This window comes from uncultured Brevundimonas sp., assembly GCF_963977465.1.
GTDB lineage: Bacteria > Pseudomonadota > Alphaproteobacteria > Caulobacterales > Caulobacteraceae > Brevundimonas.
Window position 1 is genome coordinate 519422 of record NZ_CAXBOQ010000002.1, and the last position, 17645, is coordinate 537066.

The 17645-nt window shown below is 67.7% G+C and carries 15 protein-coding genes; 10 read left to right on the plus strand and 5 right to left on the minus strand.

The features are described from left to right. The first annotated feature begins 8 nt into the window (after positions 1–8). From AAC067_RS06535 to AAC067_RS06550, 4 genes are all read left to right on the plus strand, one after another. A complete protein-coding gene (locus AAC067_RS06535) occupies positions 9–512 on the plus strand; it encodes an RNA polymerase sigma factor (protein WP_339930728.1) in 504 nt (167 codons plus the stop codon). Between the two features lie 14 nt (positions 513–526). Next, positions 527–1507 (plus strand): FecR domain-containing protein, encoded by a 981-nt coding sequence (locus tag AAC067_RS06540; RefSeq protein WP_339930729.1) that lies wholly within the window; start codon positions 527–529, stop codon positions 1505–1507. Positions 1508–1583: 76 nt separating this feature from the next. Continuing rightward, positions 1584–4523: a TonB-dependent receptor gene (locus AAC067_RS06545; RefSeq protein ID WP_339930730.1), complete on the plus strand. Its 2940-nt coding sequence runs from the start codon at positions 1584–1586 to the stop codon at positions 4521–4523. A gap of 6 nt (positions 4524–4529) precedes the next feature. After that, complete coding sequence (locus tag AAC067_RS06550) at positions 4530–7034, plus strand: prolyl oligopeptidase family serine peptidase (protein ID WP_339930731.1); 2505 nt, start codon at positions 4530–4532, stop codon at positions 7032–7034. On the opposite strand, the gene AAC067_RS06555 is transcribed toward AAC067_RS06550, so the two are convergent. The 3 genes from AAC067_RS06555 to AAC067_RS06565 all read right to left on the minus strand — a co-directional run bounded on the left by AAC067_RS06555 (position 6970) and on the right by AAC067_RS06565 (position 10566). After that, entirely contained in the window at positions 6970–8610 is a 1641-nt protein-coding gene (locus AAC067_RS06555) for an asparagine synthase C-terminal domain-containing protein (protein WP_339930733.1), read from the minus strand. The genes AAC067_RS06550 and AAC067_RS06555 overlap by 65 nt on opposite strands. A 91-nt stretch (positions 8611–8701) precedes the next feature. Then, positions 8702–9343: a lasso peptide biosynthesis B2 protein gene (locus AAC067_RS06560; protein WP_339930735.1), complete on the minus strand. Its 642-nt coding sequence runs from the start codon at positions 9341–9343 to the stop codon at positions 8702–8704. Positions 9344–10080: 737 nt separating this feature from the next. Beyond that, positions 10081–10566: a helix-turn-helix transcriptional regulator gene (locus AAC067_RS06565; RefSeq protein ID WP_292062147.1), complete on the minus strand. Its 486-nt coding sequence runs from the start codon at positions 10564–10566 to the stop codon at positions 10081–10083. Positions 10567–10798: 232 nt separating this feature from the next. Between AAC067_RS06565 and AAC067_RS06570 the strand changes: the two genes are divergently transcribed. The 4 genes from AAC067_RS06570 to trbB are packed head-to-tail and all read left to right on the plus strand — an operon-like array spanning position 10799 to position 14692. Continuing rightward, a complete protein-coding gene (locus AAC067_RS06570) occupies positions 10799–11428 on the plus strand; it encodes a hypothetical protein (RefSeq protein ID WP_339930737.1) in 630 nt (209 codons plus the stop codon). Then, positions 11429–13309, plus strand: coding sequence for a type IV secretory system conjugative DNA transfer family protein (locus tag AAC067_RS06575; protein ID WP_339930739.1), 1881 nt, complete (start codon positions 11429–11431; stop codon positions 13307–13309). Then, positions 13296–13736 (plus strand): hypothetical protein, encoded by a 441-nt coding sequence (locus AAC067_RS06580; RefSeq protein WP_339930741.1) that lies wholly within the window; start codon positions 13296–13298, stop codon positions 13734–13736. Before AAC067_RS06575 ends, AAC067_RS06580 begins: the two co-directional genes overlap by 14 nt. Next, entirely contained in the window at positions 13736–14692 is a 957-nt protein-coding gene (trbB, locus tag AAC067_RS06585; protein WP_339930743.1) for a P-type conjugative transfer ATPase TrbB, read from the plus strand. The genes AAC067_RS06580 and trbB overlap by 1 nt, the downstream gene beginning before the upstream one ends. 184 nt (positions 14693–14876) lie before the next feature. Here the strand turns inward: trbB and AAC067_RS06590 are convergent, their stop codons facing one another. Together AAC067_RS06590 and AAC067_RS06595 are read right to left on the minus strand one after the other, a co-directional pair. After that, complete coding sequence (locus tag AAC067_RS06590; protein ID WP_339930745.1) at positions 14877–15794, minus strand: nucleotidyl transferase AbiEii/AbiGii toxin family protein; 918 nt, start codon at positions 15792–15794, stop codon at positions 14877–14879. Beyond that, positions 15781–16605 carry a type IV toxin-antitoxin system AbiEi family antitoxin domain-containing protein gene (locus AAC067_RS06595; protein WP_339930747.1) on the minus strand — a complete coding sequence of 275 codons (825 nt, stop codon included), beginning with the start codon at positions 16603–16605 and terminating at the stop codon, positions 15781–15783. The genes AAC067_RS06590 and AAC067_RS06595 overlap by 14 nt, the downstream gene beginning before the upstream one ends. Positions 16606–17061: 456 nt before the next feature. Between AAC067_RS06595 and AAC067_RS06600 the strand changes: the two genes are divergently transcribed. Next, on the plus strand, positions 17062–17382 hold the full coding sequence (locus tag AAC067_RS06600; protein WP_300468155.1) for a TrbC/VirB2 family protein: 321 nt from the start codon (positions 17062–17064) through the stop codon (positions 17380–17382). After that, entirely contained in the window at positions 17382–17645 is a 264-nt protein-coding gene (locus tag AAC067_RS06605; protein WP_339930751.1) for a VirB3 family type IV secretion system protein, read from the plus strand. The genes AAC067_RS06600 and AAC067_RS06605 overlap by 1 nt, the downstream gene beginning before the upstream one ends.

Here is a 17645-nt window from a genome sequence, read left to right on the forward strand (position 1 = left end):
AGACATCCGTGTCCCACGGCTCTGATCGACTAGGTGATCCCGGACGGGGGGGCATATCGGCCTTTTACGATCGTTACGCCGCTTGGCTGAAGGCTCGGCTGGTAAGGCGATACGGCGTTCAGGATGCGGAGGATTTGTTTCAGGAAACTTGGTTGCGGGTCGGCCCGTATCAAGTCGCTCAGGGCGTCCGGCATCCCAAAGCGCTCTTGCTGCGCATCGCTTCAAATCTGGCGGCGGACCTTTATGCCGGACGAGATCGTCGGGCTCGTTGCGCCCGTGAAGTCGGTCAACTGGACGGGTGGGGCGTTGAGATGCCCGCTCAGACGGACGAGGTACTGGCGAAACAGCTTGTCCTCAGCTTGCCTGTGCCCCTACGCGATGTCTTTGTGCTATCCCGGTTCGGCGGTCTGACGAACGCTCAGATCGGAGAGCAGCTCGGGATTTCTCCCAAAACCGTTGAGTGGCGCATGACCAAGGCCCTGGCTCACTGCGCAGCCCAGCTTCGGCGCTAGAGATGGGGCGCACCATGACCGGCCCGACGATCCGGGTTGAAACCGCGGAGACAGAGGCGGCCGCCTGGCACGCCCGTCTGGGCGCGCGTAACGTCAGCACCGGCACGATTGAGGAATTCTTCGCCTGGCGCGCGGTGCCGGCGAACGCCGAGGCCTATCGCCGCGTCGAGAAGGTCTGGGCCGATACGGGCAAGCTGGCGGACGACCCCGCCATCCTGGAGGCCCTTGATGCGGCGATGTCGCGCAAGGCCGGCACGGGTCGGTCCGGTGCTGTCCCGCGGGGCCTTTTGGGACTGGCTGCGGTCGGCGCGGCGGCGGCACTGGCGATGGGCGGTTGGGCGTGGATGCAGAGCAGGACGGTCTTCGTCACAGGCGTGGGCGAGCAGCGCGTCGTGCAGTTGGCCGACGGGTCGTCGATCCGGCTGGATACGGGCTCGCGGGTCAGGGTTCGGTTCGCGGGCGACCAGCGCCTCGTGGATCTTGAGCGCGGACAGGCGCTATTTACTGTGGCCCACGACCGGGCGAGACCGTTCGTCGTCCAGGCCGGTGGGACACAGGTGACGGCGGTCGGCACAGTGTTCGATGTTCGCCGTGACGCCGCCGCCGTCAGCGTGACCCTGGTGTCCGGCGTCGTCGATGTGGCGCCGGCGGGGGAGGGCAGGGCGGTGCAGCGGATGGTGGCTGGCCAACATACCCGCGTCACCGCCAGAGAGGTCGCCGTCCGTTCAGTCGATGTGCAGGCCGAGACCAGCTGGACGGACGGGCGGATCGTCTTCCGCGACACACCTCTGCGGTTGGCCGTGGCCGAAGTGAACCGGTATCTGACGGCGAAGATCGAACTGGAGGCTACCTCACTGGACGCCGTGCCGGTCAACGGGGTGTTCAGGACAGGAGACCGGGAGGCCTTCGTCTCCACGGCCTCGCAGGTATTCGAACTTGAAGTCACTCCGGGGCCGGATGGAACCGTCCGCCTCTCGGAGCGAAAAAATAATTGAGAAACCTCTCCGGGGTTACCCGGGGTCTGAACCGTCTCTTCTCTGACGCCATGTGGCGGGGAGGGGAGCCATGAATATGAGTCGCTCGAGTTTTTTGTCCTGCAGTGCGCTGTTCGCCTGTGTTCTCGCCGTCAGCACGACGGCCTGCGCCCAGGAGGCGCGCGACTTCAACATCCCGGCCGGGTCGCTGGGAGACGCGCTGAATCTGTTCGCGACCCAGTCGGACCAGCAGATATTTTTCACCGGGGATCTGGTCGCCGGTTTGCGGACACCGGGACTGAGAGGGCGCCATGCGCCGCCGGAGGCATTGAACACTCTCTTGCGAGGGTCGGGCCTGTCCTGGTCCCAGACGCGTCCGGGGGTCATTTTCCTGCGCCGAAGCGGGCCGTCCGAGGCGGCGGAAGGCCCCGTCCTGCTGGACGAGGTCATCGTCACGGGCACCCTGCTGAAGACGTCTGGCGAACTCGCCTCGCCCGTCGTCGTCCTGAATCGTGACGATCTGGATCGCCGTGGGCCCGCCACGGTGGCCGAGATCCTGAAGGACTTGCCCCAGAACTACGCCGGCTCGGCCAATCCCACGGCGACCCTGGCCGGGGTCGATGGAGCCGGGTCCAACTCGGTGTTCGCCACCGGTGTGAACCTGCGCGGTCTCGGGCCCGACGCCACCCTGGTCCTGGTCAATGGCCGCCGGCTCGCGGGCACGGGTTACCGGGGCGAGTTCGCCGACGTATCGGCCCTGCCATCCGCCGCGGTCGAACGTATTGATATCCTGCTCGACGGGGCCTCCGCCCTCTACGGCGCCGATGCGGTGGCCGGCGTGGTCAATGTGATCATGCGCCGGGCCTTCAATGGCCAGGAATCCCGGCTTCGGCTTGGCGCCGCCGACGGCGGGGCCGAGGACCTGATGGTATCGCATCTCGCCGGAACCTCCTGGGAGACCGGGTCGGCCCTGCTGTCGTACGAATACCAGCAGGTGAACGCCTTCAGTTCTCTGGACCGGCCCTGGACCGCGGACGGGGACCTCAGACCTTTCGGCGGTACGGATCACCGGACGCCGTTCGCCTCGCCCGGCAACATCGTCGCCTTCGACCCGGTGGCCAGGGGCTACGTCTCCCGCTGGGCGATACGGCCCGGTCCCTCGGGCGCCGCCACGACCCCGGCTGATTTCGCGGCAGGGGAGGCCAACCTGCAGGCGACGGCCCAGGGGCAGGATCTCTCCCCCGAAACCGAACGCAGCAGCGTCTACGGCCGTATCCGGCAGAGCCTCGGCGAGCGCCTGGAACTCACGGCCGACCTGCGCTTCAGCCAAAGGGACTACAGCATCGCAGGGGCGACGACGCCGGCCGTGTTCAACGTCACGAGCGCCAATCCCTGGTTCGTGTCGCCGTCCGGGGCGGCGTCCCACACGATCGGTTATTCGTTCTACCGGGACCTGGGACCGCCGCACCGGTTCGGTTCCTCGCGAAGTCTCGGCGTCACCGCCGGCGGTGCTCTGGATCTCGGCCGGGACTGGTCGCTGGAGGCCTATCTGGCACATGCAGAGGAACGGGGCTCGTCCGGGACGGAAGGGCGGGTCAACTCGCGATTCCTGAACGAGGCGCTCGGCAATATTCCGGATGATCCGGCGACGCCCTATCGGGCAGCAGTGGACGGCTATTTCAACCCGTTCGGAGAAGGGACCGCGAACGGTCGTGCGGTACTGGACTTCATCAGCAGCGGCTACACCCGGGCCCACGATCGGAGCCGGGCCAGTTCGGCCAACCTGCTGCTCACCGGACCGTTCTTCAATCTTCCCGCAGGGCCGGTACAGGCGGCGGTCGGTCTGCAGTTCCGGCGCGAGGGCTTCAATACTCAGGTTGAGAGTCTCGGCTCGACCGTTGCGCCGGTGCTGACAATCACGCCCGAGCAGGATCGCAAGATCAGCGCCATCTTCGGTGAGGTGCGCGTGCCGCTGGTGGGGGAGGGGAATGCCCGAGCCGGGGTCCGGCGTCTGGAGCTTTCGCTCGCGGGGCGGTTGGAGGAGTACGACGACTTCGGCTCCACGGCGAATCCGAAACTGGGCGTGATCTGGTCGCCGCTCGAGACCGTGTCGGTCCGGGCCTCGTGGGGCACATCGTTCAGGGCGCCCGGCCTGCCACAGCTCCATGACGCCTCGGCCATCTCGGTGACCTCCGTGCCGCGGGCGGGCGCGAACGTCCTTTCCCTGTATCTCTATGGCGGCAATCCGGACCTCGAGCCGGAGACCGCGGAGACCTTTACATTCGGCTTTGATTACCGACCGGTCGGCGGCGGCGCTCTGAGCGCGAGCCTGTTCAGCACCGAGTTCAGCGACCGCATCGCCCAGCCTGTGGCCGCCAACATCGCCCGCGCGTTGACCGACCCGTCGCTCCAGCCCTTCGTGACGCTCGTCGATCCTGCCAACAACCCGGCCGACCTTGCTCTGGTCAACAGCTACTTGAACCGTCCGGACTTCGCCGGCGGGACCCTGTTCCCGCCGACAGCCTACGGGGCCATCCTCGACGGGCGTTGGGTCAATACCGGCACCGTGTCGGTTCGGGGTCTGGATCTGTCGGCGCGCTACCCGCTGCTGACGGGGAGCCATACTCTCTCGCTTGACGCCTCCGCCTCCTGGTTGATCGACTATGACATCCAGCCCACGCCGACCGCCGATGTACGCGACGTCCTGGGCCTTGTCGGATATCCGGCCCGCCTTCGTTCCCGCGCCGGCGCTGTCTGGTCGTACGAAAGCTGGGGGTTCGACGCTCACTGGAACCACGTGGCGGCCTATGAGGGCCTGGCCGGGCAGGAGATCGCGGCCTGGAACACGATTGACGTCCGCGCGTCGTGGTCGGCGGAGTCGGGGCCATTCGCCGGTCTGCAGCTGGCGCTTTCTGTCCAGAATCTGACGGACGAGGATCCGCCCTTCTACGACTCGCCGGCGGGGTACGGGTTCGACGCCGCCCAGGCCAGCGTCCTGGGGCGCACCGTCGCCCTGCAGATGATCAAGCGCTGGTAGTGCGCCATGATCATCGTCCTCCTGCGTCGCCTCGCGGCGGTCGCGCTGACGCTTGCCTGCCTGTCGTCCGCCGCCCACGCCCAGGGTCGTCCCATGACGATCCGGGATGTCGTCTCAATGTCGTCTTTCGGCGCGGCTTCACTGGATCCGGGCGGGCGATGGGCCGTCTATGAACGACGCGCGGCATACGACGCCGCCCCGGCCTTCGACCTCGATCACCGGTCGGTATGGACCCTCAGCGAACTCTGGATCGCGGAGACCGGCGGCGGGAGGTCGCCGGAGCGTCTCTTGCCGGCTTCGGAGGGCCCCGGCCTGCTCCTCGGGGACTGGTCGCCGTCAGGGCGGCGGCTGCTGATCTACAGGCTCAGAGACGATCGGTTCGAGGCGGGCGTGGTCGAGATGTCCGATCGGTCTGTCTGGTGGACCGGCTTGACGCCGGATGCACCGTTTACGGGTTCAACCGCCGCCTGGCTTGATGATGACCGGCTTGGACTGACGGTGCTTCAGGACGCGCGGCTGCCATGGCTCTTTCGCTATGCAGGGGGAGCCCAGGCCGAGATCGCGCGCCAGTGGTCGGCCCAGGCCCGGGGGCGCGAACCGAGCCGGACCGTGGTCGACACGCTCGGCGGCGCGGCCACGGCGCAAACGCCCGCGCGCGACCGGTCGCTGGTCCTGCTTGATATCGCTCGCCGGGAGGTCCGCCCCCTGACGTCCGGTCTGATTCGGGATTGGGCCGTCTCCCCGGATGGTGGTGCCATCGCGGTGCTGCGCGCCGGTTCTCCGGTGCCGATCAGTCCCGACGGCGTGCGTCAGTTCGGCAACCCCGAGCGGGGGCGGCTGGAATTGATCGAGGTGGCAAGCGGACGGGCGACCTCGCTGCCCGCCGGTCTGGATGTGGCGCCGCACCTGCTGCGGTGGACATCCACCTCCGACGCCTTGCTGGTCTGGGTCCGGCGAGATGGAGAACCCTGGGCTGGCGGCGATCTGGCGCGCGTGGAGCGAGACGGCGCGCTCGTCCGTATTGATCGGCACGGCCTCGACCCGTTCCCGCCGGGCGGCGACATCGACCAGCTCGCCGGCGTGCGCGCGGACTGGATCGGCCAGACGCCTGTTCTCTACGCCCGGCGGCGAGAGGCCTCCCGGTTTGATTGGCAGGCCCTGGCTCCTGGAGAACCGCCACGCGCGCTGACGGCGGACCTGAGCCAGGCGCCGGGCCGACTATCGGCCATTGGCGACGAAACGGCGCTCCTCTTTGCGGGCGGCGGCCTGTGGGAGATCGGGGCAGGCGGGGTGGCGCGCCGTAGCGCCGCTGAGGCCGCTTGGTCCGATGCCCGGACCGCGGATCGGATGAAGCCCGTCAGGCTGCGCGTCAACGCGCCGCCCCGTCAGGATTGGGCGCTGGCGATCGACGGCGCCGGAGGCATGGCTGTCTTGCAGGCTGAAGCACGCCCGGTTCCGCTGGGGGTGCCGGATCCCTCCGGTGAAACAATGGTGCTGTCCGCCACGGCTGGAGCGGCGCTCGTGATCACCCGCGATCGCGGAATGGAGACCCTCAGGCTGGCGGTCCCGGGCGAGGACCGCAAACTGGACCGGGTCAATGCGGGGTTTGCGGACCTCTCCCTGTCCCGGCCTGTGCCCGTGCCGCACCTGGACGCCTCGGGGCGGCCGACGACAAGCTGGCTCTTCCTGCCGCCGGGTCGGCCGCCGGAAGAGGCCAGGGGCGTGGTGGTTCTCGCCTATCCCGGGGCGGTCGATGACGGGCGCTTCCTGAGCCCGCCGAACCTGCTCTACGGGCCGCGGGCCGCCCTGCTCGCCTCGGAGGGCTATGCCGTCCTCTCGCCCTCGATTCCGGTCGCCGCATCAGGGAGCGGAAGTATCGCGAGCTTCCTGACCGATACGGATCTGGCGGTCGACGCCCTGTGGGCGGCCTGGCCCAGGCTCCCGCGAGACCGGACAGCCTTTCTGGGGCACAGCTTCGGCGGATATCTCGCAGTTGCCGCGGCGGGCCGATCGACGCGGTACCAGACCTACATCGCCTGGGCTCCGGCCACCGACCTGCTGGGCCTCTGGGGTGAGTTCACCCCGGCCAGCCGCGCCATGCCGGAAGAAGGCCTCACCCTGCGACAGCAGACGGGTTGGGTCGAGGCCAACCAGGGCGGAATGCCGGGGCCGCCGTGGACGGCGAGCGAGCGCTACCTTGAAGCCAGCCCTTATCTGACAGCGAACCGGATCACGGCGCCCATCCTGCTGATCACCGCGGATCGGGACTATGTGCCGATGTCCCAGGCGGAGCGGGTGTTCAGCGTGATCAATCGCCAGGGTGGCCGGGCCCGCCTCATCACCTATTGGGGCGAGGGACACGTCAACATCAGCCCGGCCAATATCCTCGATGTCTATGACCAGATGCTTCGTTGGCTGGAGGAGACCCTCGGCGACGTCCCGGTCGCTACCGTGAGCTCAGACGCCGACTCCACGCTCGTACCCACCCCTCAACCGCCGCGGCCGTCATGATTTCCCCATAGGTTCCGCGCCAGATCAGATTGTCTCGCGAGAGCATGGTTTCCGCGGCCGCCCGATTGATCAGGCCGGCCTCCGCCAGCCGACCTTCCAGAAGCCACGGCCGCAGGAAGTCGAGGTTTTCGGCGACCATGCGGCCATAGATGGCGGACATCTCGCCCTTGGTCCGGCGCTCGGTGATGATCGGGGGCAGTCGATCGCGAAACGCCGAGCGCGCCAGTCCCCGGTCACGCTGACCGAGGACGAGCTGTGTGGCGGGCAGGGCCAGGCAGGTCTCGACGACCGGCTGCGATAGCAGGGGTGTCAGCACATTGACGACCCGGCTCTGCAGGGAGGGAGACTGGCGGCCGATCCCGTCGATCAGGCCGGCGATCTGCAGGATCTTCGCAGGCCCGAGATCGGCGCAATCGCCAAGCCAGTGGGGAATCGTCGTGTGCCCGATTGGTGTGATCATCTCGTTGCGTCGCGCAGGGCGGGCTTCGGTCGGTCTTCGCGCGCCTGCGATCAGGGACCAGATCGATCGATCATTGAGCCTGGCGAGCCCGGGGAGGGCGGGGGAGGTCAGCGCTCTCCGGCCGCGGGCGCGCCAGAGATCCGTGAACACGTCAGCCGTCGCACCCTGCAGCAGGATGGAATCCCCACCCCGGCCGGTCATGATCGCCGTCGCACCCGCGGCATGGAGGCGACCGGCCCAATCGCGGTCGTGGTGCATGTCGATCCCGGCGAGTCCCGGACGGACGCCATGGGAAATGGCTTCGAAATCGGCCTCGTTCAACGGCCCGCTGGCATGGGGCACACTGACGATATCGATACCGAGCGCGGCGCCGAGGGCGGTGGCATACGGACGTTCATCGGACTGGGCCTCCGCTCCATAGAGATTGATCCATGGGGCTACGTCCTTGCGCGCGCGGATGAGGCTGGCGGCCACGAGGCTGGAATCAAGGCCACCCGACACCTCCGCGGCAAGCGGGCCGGCGTCGAGGGCCAGGGCCCGCACGGCGTCGTCGAGCGCCAGGGTCAGCGCCGCAGCGGCTTCGGCGTCGCTGACGGGCTGCGTCGCGCCGCGCCGGACGATGGCTGCAGGCGTCCAAAGCGCGGTCGGAAGGGTCTTCAGGGGGGCCGGTTGGACGGTTCCGGGAAGGATGGCGACCGGACCGTCGAGCAGCAGGTCCTCCCACACGAGCAAAGGGTCATCCAGCGCCTGGGCGACGCGATCGAATGCGATGCTCCAGGACCGCGGAACCGGCAGCCAGGCCGGCACCTCGGATGCAACGATCGTCAGACCGTCATCCTCCCATGCGATGCAGTCCAGGCCGCCGCAAGGATCACGCAGGATCTCCGCCACCTCGCCTTCGCCCGATATCCGAACGCCCACGAACCGGCCCCAGAAGCGCGCCAGCAGCTTGCGTTCGTAGCTCCAGGGCTCCTGGTCCGTGTCTGGCCTTACGATCCGATGCTCCCGGTGAAAGACCTGGCCAATCAAACGCCAGGCGCCCACGAGCAGGGTGGCGGGAGGTGATGGTCCCTCGACCGCCAGCCAGGCACGGTCGCTCAGGTCAGAAACAGTCATGCCGGCGGTGATCGCCTGGGATCGCAAGGTGTCGGCGCGTGCGCTCGCCGCCGACGCCGGTCCCCTGGACACGATCAGATAGTCGCCCACCTCAGAAAACGGCGATGGGGGTGAAGGAGCGGACGCGGTCGAACCGGTCGCCGATCACGAGGTCGTCGATCTGGAGCCAGCAGTGAGCGAAGAAGGGCCAGGTCTTGACCCCGAAGACCCAGTCCACGCGCTGGCCGTCGGATGCGAGGACGCGCCGCAGCTGATAGGCGCGTTGAAGACAGAGTCCCTCGAACGGGATGAAGGGCAGGACGGTGCGATAGGCGGACACCCGGGCCGAAATCCGCCGACAGTCGAACGGCGTCGGCCGGCTGCCCCGGGGCTCTGCGGCGTCGACCAGTTGCGCCAGTGATTGACCCCGGAACGCCGCGGTCGCCGCCAGAGTCCGGATTGCCGTGTCCAGGCACGCGATCCGCCCCGGGTATTCATCGGCGGTCAGTTCGCCTCGCGGCGTCACCGGCGTGCGGCAGGTCGGCGGTCCTGGATCGGGGGCGATGAGGCCGGCTGACTGAAGTTCTTGCAGGACGTCGTCGTCTGCGGAGACCGCCCCTGATCCGACGGGCGTGAGCTGATTTCCGCCGCCGACGAGACATGAATACCGGTCGGCGCCGACGTCGAGAATGACCACGTCGTCACGGATCCGAACCATATGCAGACCGGCTGCAAGGGTCACCTGGCGTGCCATGGGGTCCTCCTGATGACGGGCCTCGGGGCGGTCGCCACAAGGACGACCGCCCTTTCGTTCAGGCCGGGGTGCGGCTCTGGACGATCAGCAGTTCGAAGTACGGTCCGATTTCGCCGTCCTGGGTGAGCGCCTTGGCGCTGCCGAAGCTGACGAGGCGGAGTTTGGGCGTGGTCATCACAGTCTCCTTGGGTTGATCGCCACGGGTGTGGCAGCCCCAGTGAGCGCGCTGTGTGGCCAGCAGAAAAGCTATATCTGGAGTATATTCAACGGCTCACTCCCGACCGCGCATATTCGGATTTTGGTTGTGAGTGACCTGCACACCGCCAAGCCGCCAGCCGGCTGGACGCGGCGCTTTGGATGGCCAGCGGGCTGGGTAGAGTGAACTCGTTTCGCGATTTCGGATGGGCCGCAAGGAGCGTCGACGGATAGTCTCGGACGCGAGGGCTTCCGGGCAGGGATGGCCTTCATGAGGCTTCAGTCTTGGCCTCCGTGGCCGCCCCTTTTGGGGGCGACCACTCAACCGTCAGGCCGGCGTGCGGCTCTTCACGAACATCAGTTCGAGGTACGGTCCTTCCTCGCCATCCCGGGTAAGCGCCTTGGCGCTCCCGAGGCTGACAAGGCGCAGTTTGGACGTGGTCATCACGGTCTCTCCTTGGGTTGGTCGCCACGGATGTGGCGCAAGGAGTGAGCGCGCGGCTCGACCGTCTGAAAAGCTATATCTGGAGTATATTGAGAGGTCAGCGCCCCGGTTTGGGGCGTTTGGAGAGCAACTCGGCCGCGCCCGTCTGTAACCAGGCCTGGGCCTGCTCGCTCGTCTCGTCGCCGTCCAGCAGGGTGTCGAACATGCCGGTGATCGCGGTGATCAGGGTGCGGGCGTCCAGGTCCATGAGACGATCCTGGATGGCCTGGTCGAACCGCTGGATCGCCACGGTGAGGATGGTCGCCATCTTGTTGTCGGCGCAGCGCCGGGCCAGCTCGGACGAGCCGATCACGACCGAGAGAATGAGGGCATAGGGATCGCTGTTGGTCGCCGCGGCGAACCGGTGGATATGGTCGAGGTTCAGGCGGGTGGCACCCGACTCGAAGCGTTCATAGGTTCTGAGCGCCATGTTCATGGCGCTGGCGACCTCGGCCGTGGTCATGCCGCGATGTTTGCGGACCGCCTTGACCGCCGCGGAAAGCAACTCGCCGTCGCGGGGCAGTTCAGGCGGCACTCCACTCATCGGCGAAACCTCTCAAACACGGGATGGTGCGACGGGACGCTTCAGTGGGCAACGCTCATCCTTTCGTTTCCGTACACAACCGGTGCTCCTCCGCCACAAAGCGGCGGATGAACCGACGGCGCACGGCGGATATCTCGACGTTTTATGGCGTTTTTGGCCATTCGGGGTTGCAACTCATTGGCGAGCCGGTCGATCCGCGCCAGAAACCCTGGCTCCCTTCCTGGAGACGACCGTGACCCGAAAGCGCGATCCCTTCCTCCTTGCCCTGGAGAGCATTCGCCATCTGTCCGAGCAGGGGGCCTATGCGCCCGGGACGCCGATCGTGATCATCGAGGAGGCCCGGCGCCTGCGGCTGTCGACCACGCCGGTGCGCGAAGCTCTCGCCTGGCTGTGCGGCGAGGGCTTGATCGAACGGGCGCCCTTCGGCGGCTATCTGGCCTCGCGGATCGACGCGGCCCTGGTTCGGGACAGGTTCGCCTTCCGGCTCCATTGCCTGACGACAAGTCTGAACCTGGCCGAGGCCGTGCAGGACCGTGATGAACCCGTTCCGTCGTCCGCCGCACCGGAAAAGCGGCTGGCCGAACGTCTCGACCGCATCGTCCGGGGCGCGGGCAACCAGGTCCTCGCCGAAGCCTTTGAACGGGTGGGCCGCCAGCTCCTGCCGCTGGCCCAGGCGGAACAGCGGATCCTGCATGATCGTGAAGCCGAGGCCGTCTCTATCCTTCAACCGGCCGACTCCGGCACGATCCCGGCGCTCCGGCAGGCCCTGGTCGCCTATCACCAGCGCCGGATGGACGCCGCGCCGCTGCTGGTCCTCGACGTCTCCGGAGAGCGGCGGGATCCTCCTGGTGAGGCGGTCTAGGTGCCGGTGCGGCTGGCGTGCCTCGGTCTGGGCCTGCTGCTGGGATTGCAGGCGGCAACGCAGTTGTTCGCCTGGACCTATCACTGGGCCGCGGCGCTTGGCCCGGCGATGCGGGTTCATCCTGACCTGGCGCTCTATCCGCCCTGGGCGATCCTGGCCTGGCGCGGGGAGTTCGGCGACGAGGCCCGGACAGCGGTCTCACGCAGCGCGCCGCTGATCCTGTTGGGTGCGGCGAGCGGCCTGGGCCTGGGATCGATTGTCAGTGGAGATCGAACGGCGCGTCGGATCCGGGGATGGGGCGGCTGGGCCGAGGCTCGCCGCGCGGGCCTGCTCAGTCCGGCCGGCGCGGTCCTGGGCGTATTCAGGGGGCGGCTGCTGGCGACGGCCGATCTTCGGCCGACCCTGGTGACCGGCGGGACCCGCAGCGGCAAGGGGCGGGGCCATGTGACCCCGACCCTGTTGTCGTGGACCCCGAGCGTCCTGGTGCATGATCCAAAGCGCGAACTGTGGCGGATCACGGCCGGCTGGCGTTCGCGGTTCTCGCATACCTTCTATTTCGCGCCGCGGGATCCGGCGTCCGCGCGCTGGAATCCGCTGGCGGAGATCCAGCCGGGACCCGGCGAACTGGCGCAGGTCCAGCGTCTGGTGGCCATACTGTCCGATCCCGGGGGCGCACGGGACGATGAGGCGATTTGGGACAAGGCCGCTTCGGAAATCCTCGAAGCCGTGATCCTGCATGTCCTCTACACCGCCGAGGACGCCGACAAGACCCTGCTCAAGGTGCGCGAGCTTCTGGCCGATCTCGACGATGCGGCCGACGGGATGATGAAGACCCTTCACCGGTCGGGGGCGGGCGGCAAGTCCGAGACCCATCCGTTCATCCGCACGGCGGTGAAGGGCTATGCCGCCATGCATGACCGGTTCCGGACCTCGGTGCAGGGAACGGCGCGGTCCTATCTGAAATGGCTGGCCGGCGAGGATGTGGAGCGGGCGCTGTCGGCGTCCGACTTCGCCATGGGCGATCTGATGTGCGCCGAGGCTCCGGTGTCGCTCTATGTCCAGGTGGCCCCGGCGGACGCCGCCGCGCTGCGGCCGCTCGTGCGATTGATGTTCTATTCCGCCGCCCAGGCCCTGACGGCGGAGGAGACAAGGGACGCGACCGGCCGGGAGAAACACCACAAGCTTCTGATGGTCATGGACGAGTTTCCGCTCCTGGGGCGGCTGGCCTTCTTCGAGAAGTCGCTGCGCCTGATGAGTGGTTACGGGGTCAAGGCGATGTTCGTGGCCCAGTCGCTCAATGACATCGTCGAGACCTACGGCCAACACAACACCATCCTCGACAACTGCGCGGTCTACACCGCCTTTTCGGCGCTCGATCCGCTGACCCAGGACAAGGTCTCCAGGCTGACGGGCTCGGTGACGGAAACGCGCACCAGCCGCAGTGGCCCCGCAGGCCTGGGGACGGGCCGCAGTTCGGTGTCCCGCGCGGAGATCGAACGGCCCTTGCTGGAGCCGGGCGAGATTCGGTCGCTGCCGGACGATCAGCAGCTGGTGTTCGTGGCGGGACATCGGCCGCTGCGAACCGAAAAGCTGCTCTATGACCGGCGCGAACCTTTCCGGAGCCGCGCGGGGGAAACCCCGCCCGATCAGGGCCGGCAGCTCGACGTTCCGCCCCGCGCCCCTCATCCGTGGGCGGGGCGCCGCAGCCTCGGGGAGGACGCCGAGGCCAGTCTGCCGCTGTTCAAGGAGGTGGCGGCGGCCATGGACGACAAGAAGGTCGCCGCCAGGGCGGCCGATATCTACGGGCGGGTGGCGCAGGAGATGGCCGCACAACAGGCGGTCCTCGATCAGTTGCAAGGACCAGGAAATGCCCAGGACTAACCCCCAGACCGCCCGCGTGCAGGTCTATCTCACCGATCCCAAGCTCGCGACGGCGCTTAATCGCGAGGCGCGGGCAGGCCGGATGCCGCTCAGCCAGGCCGCCGGGCGGGCGATCTCGCGGGGGCTGCAGAAATCACCCCATGCCGATCCCGAGGACCGGCTGCTGCAGCTCGAACGCTCGCTGAGGGACCACATGCGGTCGACGGCGCGGGACATGCAGATCGTCCAGGAGCTTCTGATCGAGGTGGCGCGGGCCTTCTTCCTGCGGCTGCCGGACGCCGTGGTCGATCAGGATCCGACCGTCCAGGCGGCCGTGGACCGGCGGATCGAACGGCTGCTCGACGCCACGGCCGCACGGATCGTCGCGGGCCGAACCGCGACCGACACGGTCGCCGGGGAACCCCGCTCCTTTGACCCTCAGCCCTGATGGCGGTCCATCCGATCGTCGCGGAACGCAAGCTGGAGGCCCTACGGCACGCGCTCGGACCGACGGTTCTCGCCGCCCTGGAAGAGCCCGCTGTCGTGGAGATCCTCGCCAACCCGGACGGACGGCTGGTGCTCGACCGGAGCGGGGAGGGGCGACGTGACACCGGCCAGACCCTGTCGCCGGAGGCGCGCGAGCGCGCCATCAAACTCATCGCCGACTATGTCGGGGAGACGGTGGCGCGCGAGGACCCGCGTCTGTCCGGCGTCCTGCCCGGGACGGGCGAACGGTTCCAGGGACTGCTGCCCCCGATCGTCGCGGCGCCGGCCTTCTCGATCCGCAAACGCCCCGCGGTGATCTGGGGGCTGGCCGACTATGTTCGCGGCGGCGTGATGACGGAGGCCCAGGCGGACGCGCTGCGACAGGCGGCCGCCGAGCGCCGCAACATCCTCATCTCCGGCGGGACCGGCTCGGGCAAGACCACCCTGGCCAATGCGGTGCTGGCCGAACCCGCCTTCGCCGGGGACCGGGTCTTCCTGATCGAGGATACGCCGGAGCTGCAATGCTCGGCCTGGGACGTGGTCGCGGTGCTGACCCGGCGCGCGCCGGTCGTCATCGGGGTGGTCGATCTGGTGAGGGACGCGCTGCGGATGCGCCCGGACCGGATCGTGGTCGGCGAAATGCGCGACGGGGCCGCCGCGCTTGAGACCTTGAAGAGCTGGAACACCGGGCATCCCGGTGGTCTGTCGACGATCCACGCCAACTCCGCCGAAGACGTGCTGCGTCGCGTCGAGGATCTGATCATCGAAGTGGTCGCCCGGCCGCCCCGGCGCGCGATCGCCCAGGCGGTCGACCGGATCGTCCATATCCGGCGCACGGTCGAGGGCCGACGGGTGGAGGCCGTGCTCGCCGTCGAAGGGCTTGAGGCGGATCGTTACCTTCTGACGCCGCTCGCGTGAGGACAGAGCGCGCCGGCGCTATGCGGCTTCCTGGTGGATCGCTGACATCGCGATGCCTGGAGAAGCGCTTCGCCGCCGCGGCCTGTTGATGTGGGCTCGGCCGGCGGCGCCGCCATGCGCAGGTCCGGTCAGTCCGGTCAGGAAGGCGATGTCCGGGCGCGGTCGTTCCGGTTACGGCGCCGCTTTACGACGGCCAGACGGCGCGCAGCCCTTCCACCAGCAGGTCCCGCCGGCCGGGCGCGAGCTGGTCCAGATTCCGTTGCTTCCAGCGGACCGCCGGCAGATCGGCGATGCCCGGCAGGCCTATGAGGGACCAATCCGGTTCGCCGCTTTTGAAGCCGATCAGGAATTCGCGATGCGCGGTCGGCATATCATCGACGATGATCGTGATGAGGGCTTCGCGCGCGGCGATCAGTTCGTCGAGGCTGACCGGCTCCAGCGTCATGCCGACGAAGCCTCGCTGAAACTCCCCGGCGATATCCTTGCGGCGCGGGCGCAGCACTTCGGCCATCGGGCGAGGGTGGCTGATCAGATAGGCGATGAAGGCCTGCCGCAGTTGATCGTCCACGCCTTCATTGGCCAGGAGGTCGCGCACGTCGAACAGATCGCGCGGGTGCTGGCGGTCCAGGGCGGCGGTGATCTTTCCGGCATAGAGGTCAGGGAGCGAGACCATCCGGGCTTCGGCGAAGCCGAACCGGTCCTCCACAGCCGGCGCGACGTCCCGCAGTTCTGCGGCGAACACCGTGCCGCGCAATACGGGCGTGACCTCGATCTTGATCTGGACTCCGTCCGCGGCGACGAGAAGTTTGTCGATCGTGCCTTCGGGCCGCGCCTGGCCAGGCGTCACCACGACGCGGGGCAGTCGTTCGGCCATGGAGGCCGCGATCCGCCTCAGGCCGGCGTCGATCGCGGCCAGGGACTCGGCCCGTTCGTGGACGGGCAGATAGGTCAGATCGATATCGACCGAAAGGCGCGGGAGATTGCGGACGAACAGATTGATGGCCGTGCCGCCCTTCAGGGCGAATTCGGTCTCGGCCAGAACGAACGGCAGAGTGCGGATCAACAGCCGGACCTGGCGCTCGTAGAGATCACCGAACGGCATTGAAATCCTCCGGCACGGTGATGCGGTAGGTCGGGTCAAGCCGGCCCCCCTTGGCCAGCATGCGGTTGCCGCTGCCGAGGTTGATCGAGGTTCGGTCCAGCCGCTTCAGCCACCCGTGGCCGTGTCGATCGGCGAAGAAGAAGAACAGGCGTTTGACCTTGATGCTCCGGCAGTCGTCGAGGAGCAGTTGCAGGCGACGCGGGCTGAGATTGGCCAGGCCCTCGACCAGGGCGTCGACCTGATCGAACGTCTCGCGGTCGGGGAGTTCGTCGAGCAGTTCAAGCAGGGCGCGTTCGGGCGTCGAGACGAGCATCGGCCATTTCCAGTGCCCTATGGGCATTTCGGCCACGCCTGCCTCGCCCCAGGCAAAGGGATCCGCCGGCCCGGAAGGCTCCTCGCCCCGGGGTCCGAACCAGGCGGCGTGGCCAAACAGCCTGGCCGGATTGTGATAGAGGAAGGCGACGCCGAGCTTGAGGTCGTTCAGCCAGGTCGGCGGCCGGGTCAGGCCGTACAGATGAACCTCCTGGACCTCACGGCTCAAATAGTGGCCGAACCCCTGGAGTTCGAGCGCGGTGCGGCCGCCGACGACAAGTTGGTGGTCGAGCAGCGTTTGCAGCGACAGGACGACAAGTTGCCAGTCAAGCGTGCCGCGCGGGCGGCGATAGACGCGGCGGGCGGGTTGCTCGAGCCAGCCGGCGGCGACGTATTTGGCGCGGAGCGAATTGTAGTAGCCGTGCTCGTTGAGCCATGCGGAGTCCACCACCAGACCCTCCGGCAACAGCCGCTCCAGCTTGTTTAGCTTACCTGACATTTGAGCACTTATGGTGCTCAAAGTGAAGAAATGTCAAATGTTGGATCATCCGGACGCTCTGTTTGAGCACCCGCAGTGATCAAACTCTCGTACTATCAAACGGCTAATCATGGACTCCTGGCCGGGTCCGGGGAGAAGGGCGAAGGCGAAAGCCCGGTCGTTCTAGTGCAAGGCGGGCATCGCCACCAGCAGCCTGCGGCTGCCCACCCCGCGAGTGACCGAGAGCGCTGCGTCACGAGGAGACCGACCGCCAGTCGTCGCAACTCATCCGGCGAGTTGGGAATGGGTCGTCGGGACCGACGTAGTCCAAGTTGTTTTCAGAGTTGATGCAAGTCGTCAACAAGTCGTCGGCAAGTCACTGAATTTACTTACATAAAATGATTGACAGTCCGCGGAAATCTTTGCTTGCAATGGGTCGCCGCGCGGTGACCTGCGCTGAAACAAAGGAAGTAAATCATGCAACGGAGACTGGGGCGCCGCCTGTTCGGCGCAGCGATGACGTGTGGCCTGATGCTGGCCGGACCGGCCCTGGCCGGAGGCTCGGGCATGCCCTGGGAAGGGCCGCTGCAGCAGGTGGTGCAGTCGATCACGGGACCGGTTGTTCAGGCCGCCGCGGTCGTGGCCGTGGTCGTCTTTGGAGCCGGCATCGCCATGAGCGAGAACGGCTCCTCGATGCGCCGGGGTCTGGGCATCATGTTCGGACTGTCGATCGCCTTCGCCGCCTCGACCTTTTTCCTCGACTTCTTCGGCTTCGCCGGCGGCGCGGAGATCGGGTGATGGACCCGCGGCCGGACGGATGGGAGCTGCCGGTGGCCCAGGCCCTGGCCGAGCCGGTGCTGATGGCCGGCATGCCGCGCGGCTATGCCATCGCCATGGGCACGATCGCCCTGGTGCTGGGCCTGGCGCTGCGGATCTGGTGGCTGGGCCTGCTCTGGTGGGCGGTCGCCCATGCGATCGGCCTGTGGACCGCCCGGTCCGACCGGCGCTTCTTCGATGTGCTGCGCCGTCATCTGGCGCTGCCCGGCCATCTGGACGGGTGA

Coding starts and splice junctions, on each gene's coding strand:
- AAC067_RS06555 (WP_339930733.1), bottom strand. CDS start 8,610: ATGACTGTTTCTGACCTGAGCGACCGTGCCTGGCTGGCGGTCGAGGGA.
- AAC067_RS06600 (WP_300468155.1), top strand. CDS start 17,062: ATGCAACGGAGACTGGGGCGCCGCCTGTTCGGCGCAGCGATGACGTGT.
- AAC067_RS06580 (WP_339930741.1), top strand. CDS start 13,296: ATGCCCAGGACTAACCCCCAGACCGCCCGCGTGCAGGTCTATCTCACC.
- AAC067_RS06590 (WP_339930745.1), bottom strand. CDS start 15,794: ATGCCGTTCGGTGATCTCTACGAGCGCCAGGTCCGGCTGTTGATCCGC.
- AAC067_RS06565 (WP_292062147.1), bottom strand. CDS start 10,566: ATGAGTGGAGTGCCGCCTGAACTGCCCCGCGACGGCGAGTTGCTTTCC.
- trbB (WP_339930743.1), top strand. CDS start 13,736: ATGGCGGTCCATCCGATCGTCGCGGAACGCAAGCTGGAGGCCCTACGG.
- AAC067_RS06605 (WP_339930751.1), top strand. CDS start 17,382: ATGGACCCGCGGCCGGACGGATGGGAGCTGCCGGTGGCCCAGGCCCTG.
- AAC067_RS06545 (WP_339930730.1), top strand. CDS start 1,584: ATGAGTCGCTCGAGTTTTTTGTCCTGCAGTGCGCTGTTCGCCTGTGTT.
- AAC067_RS06595 (WP_339930747.1), bottom strand. CDS start 16,605: ATGTCAGGTAAGCTAAACAAGCTGGAGCGGCTGTTGCCGGAGGGTCTG.
- AAC067_RS06560 (WP_339930735.1), bottom strand. CDS start 9,343: ATGGCACGCCAGGTGACCCTTGCAGCCGGTCTGCATATGGTTCGGATC.
- AAC067_RS06550 (WP_339930731.1), top strand. CDS start 4,530: ATGATCATCGTCCTCCTGCGTCGCCTCGCGGCGGTCGCGCTGACGCTT.
- AAC067_RS06540 (WP_339930729.1), top strand. CDS start 527: ATGACCGGCCCGACGATCCGGGTTGAAACCGCGGAGACAGAGGCGGCC.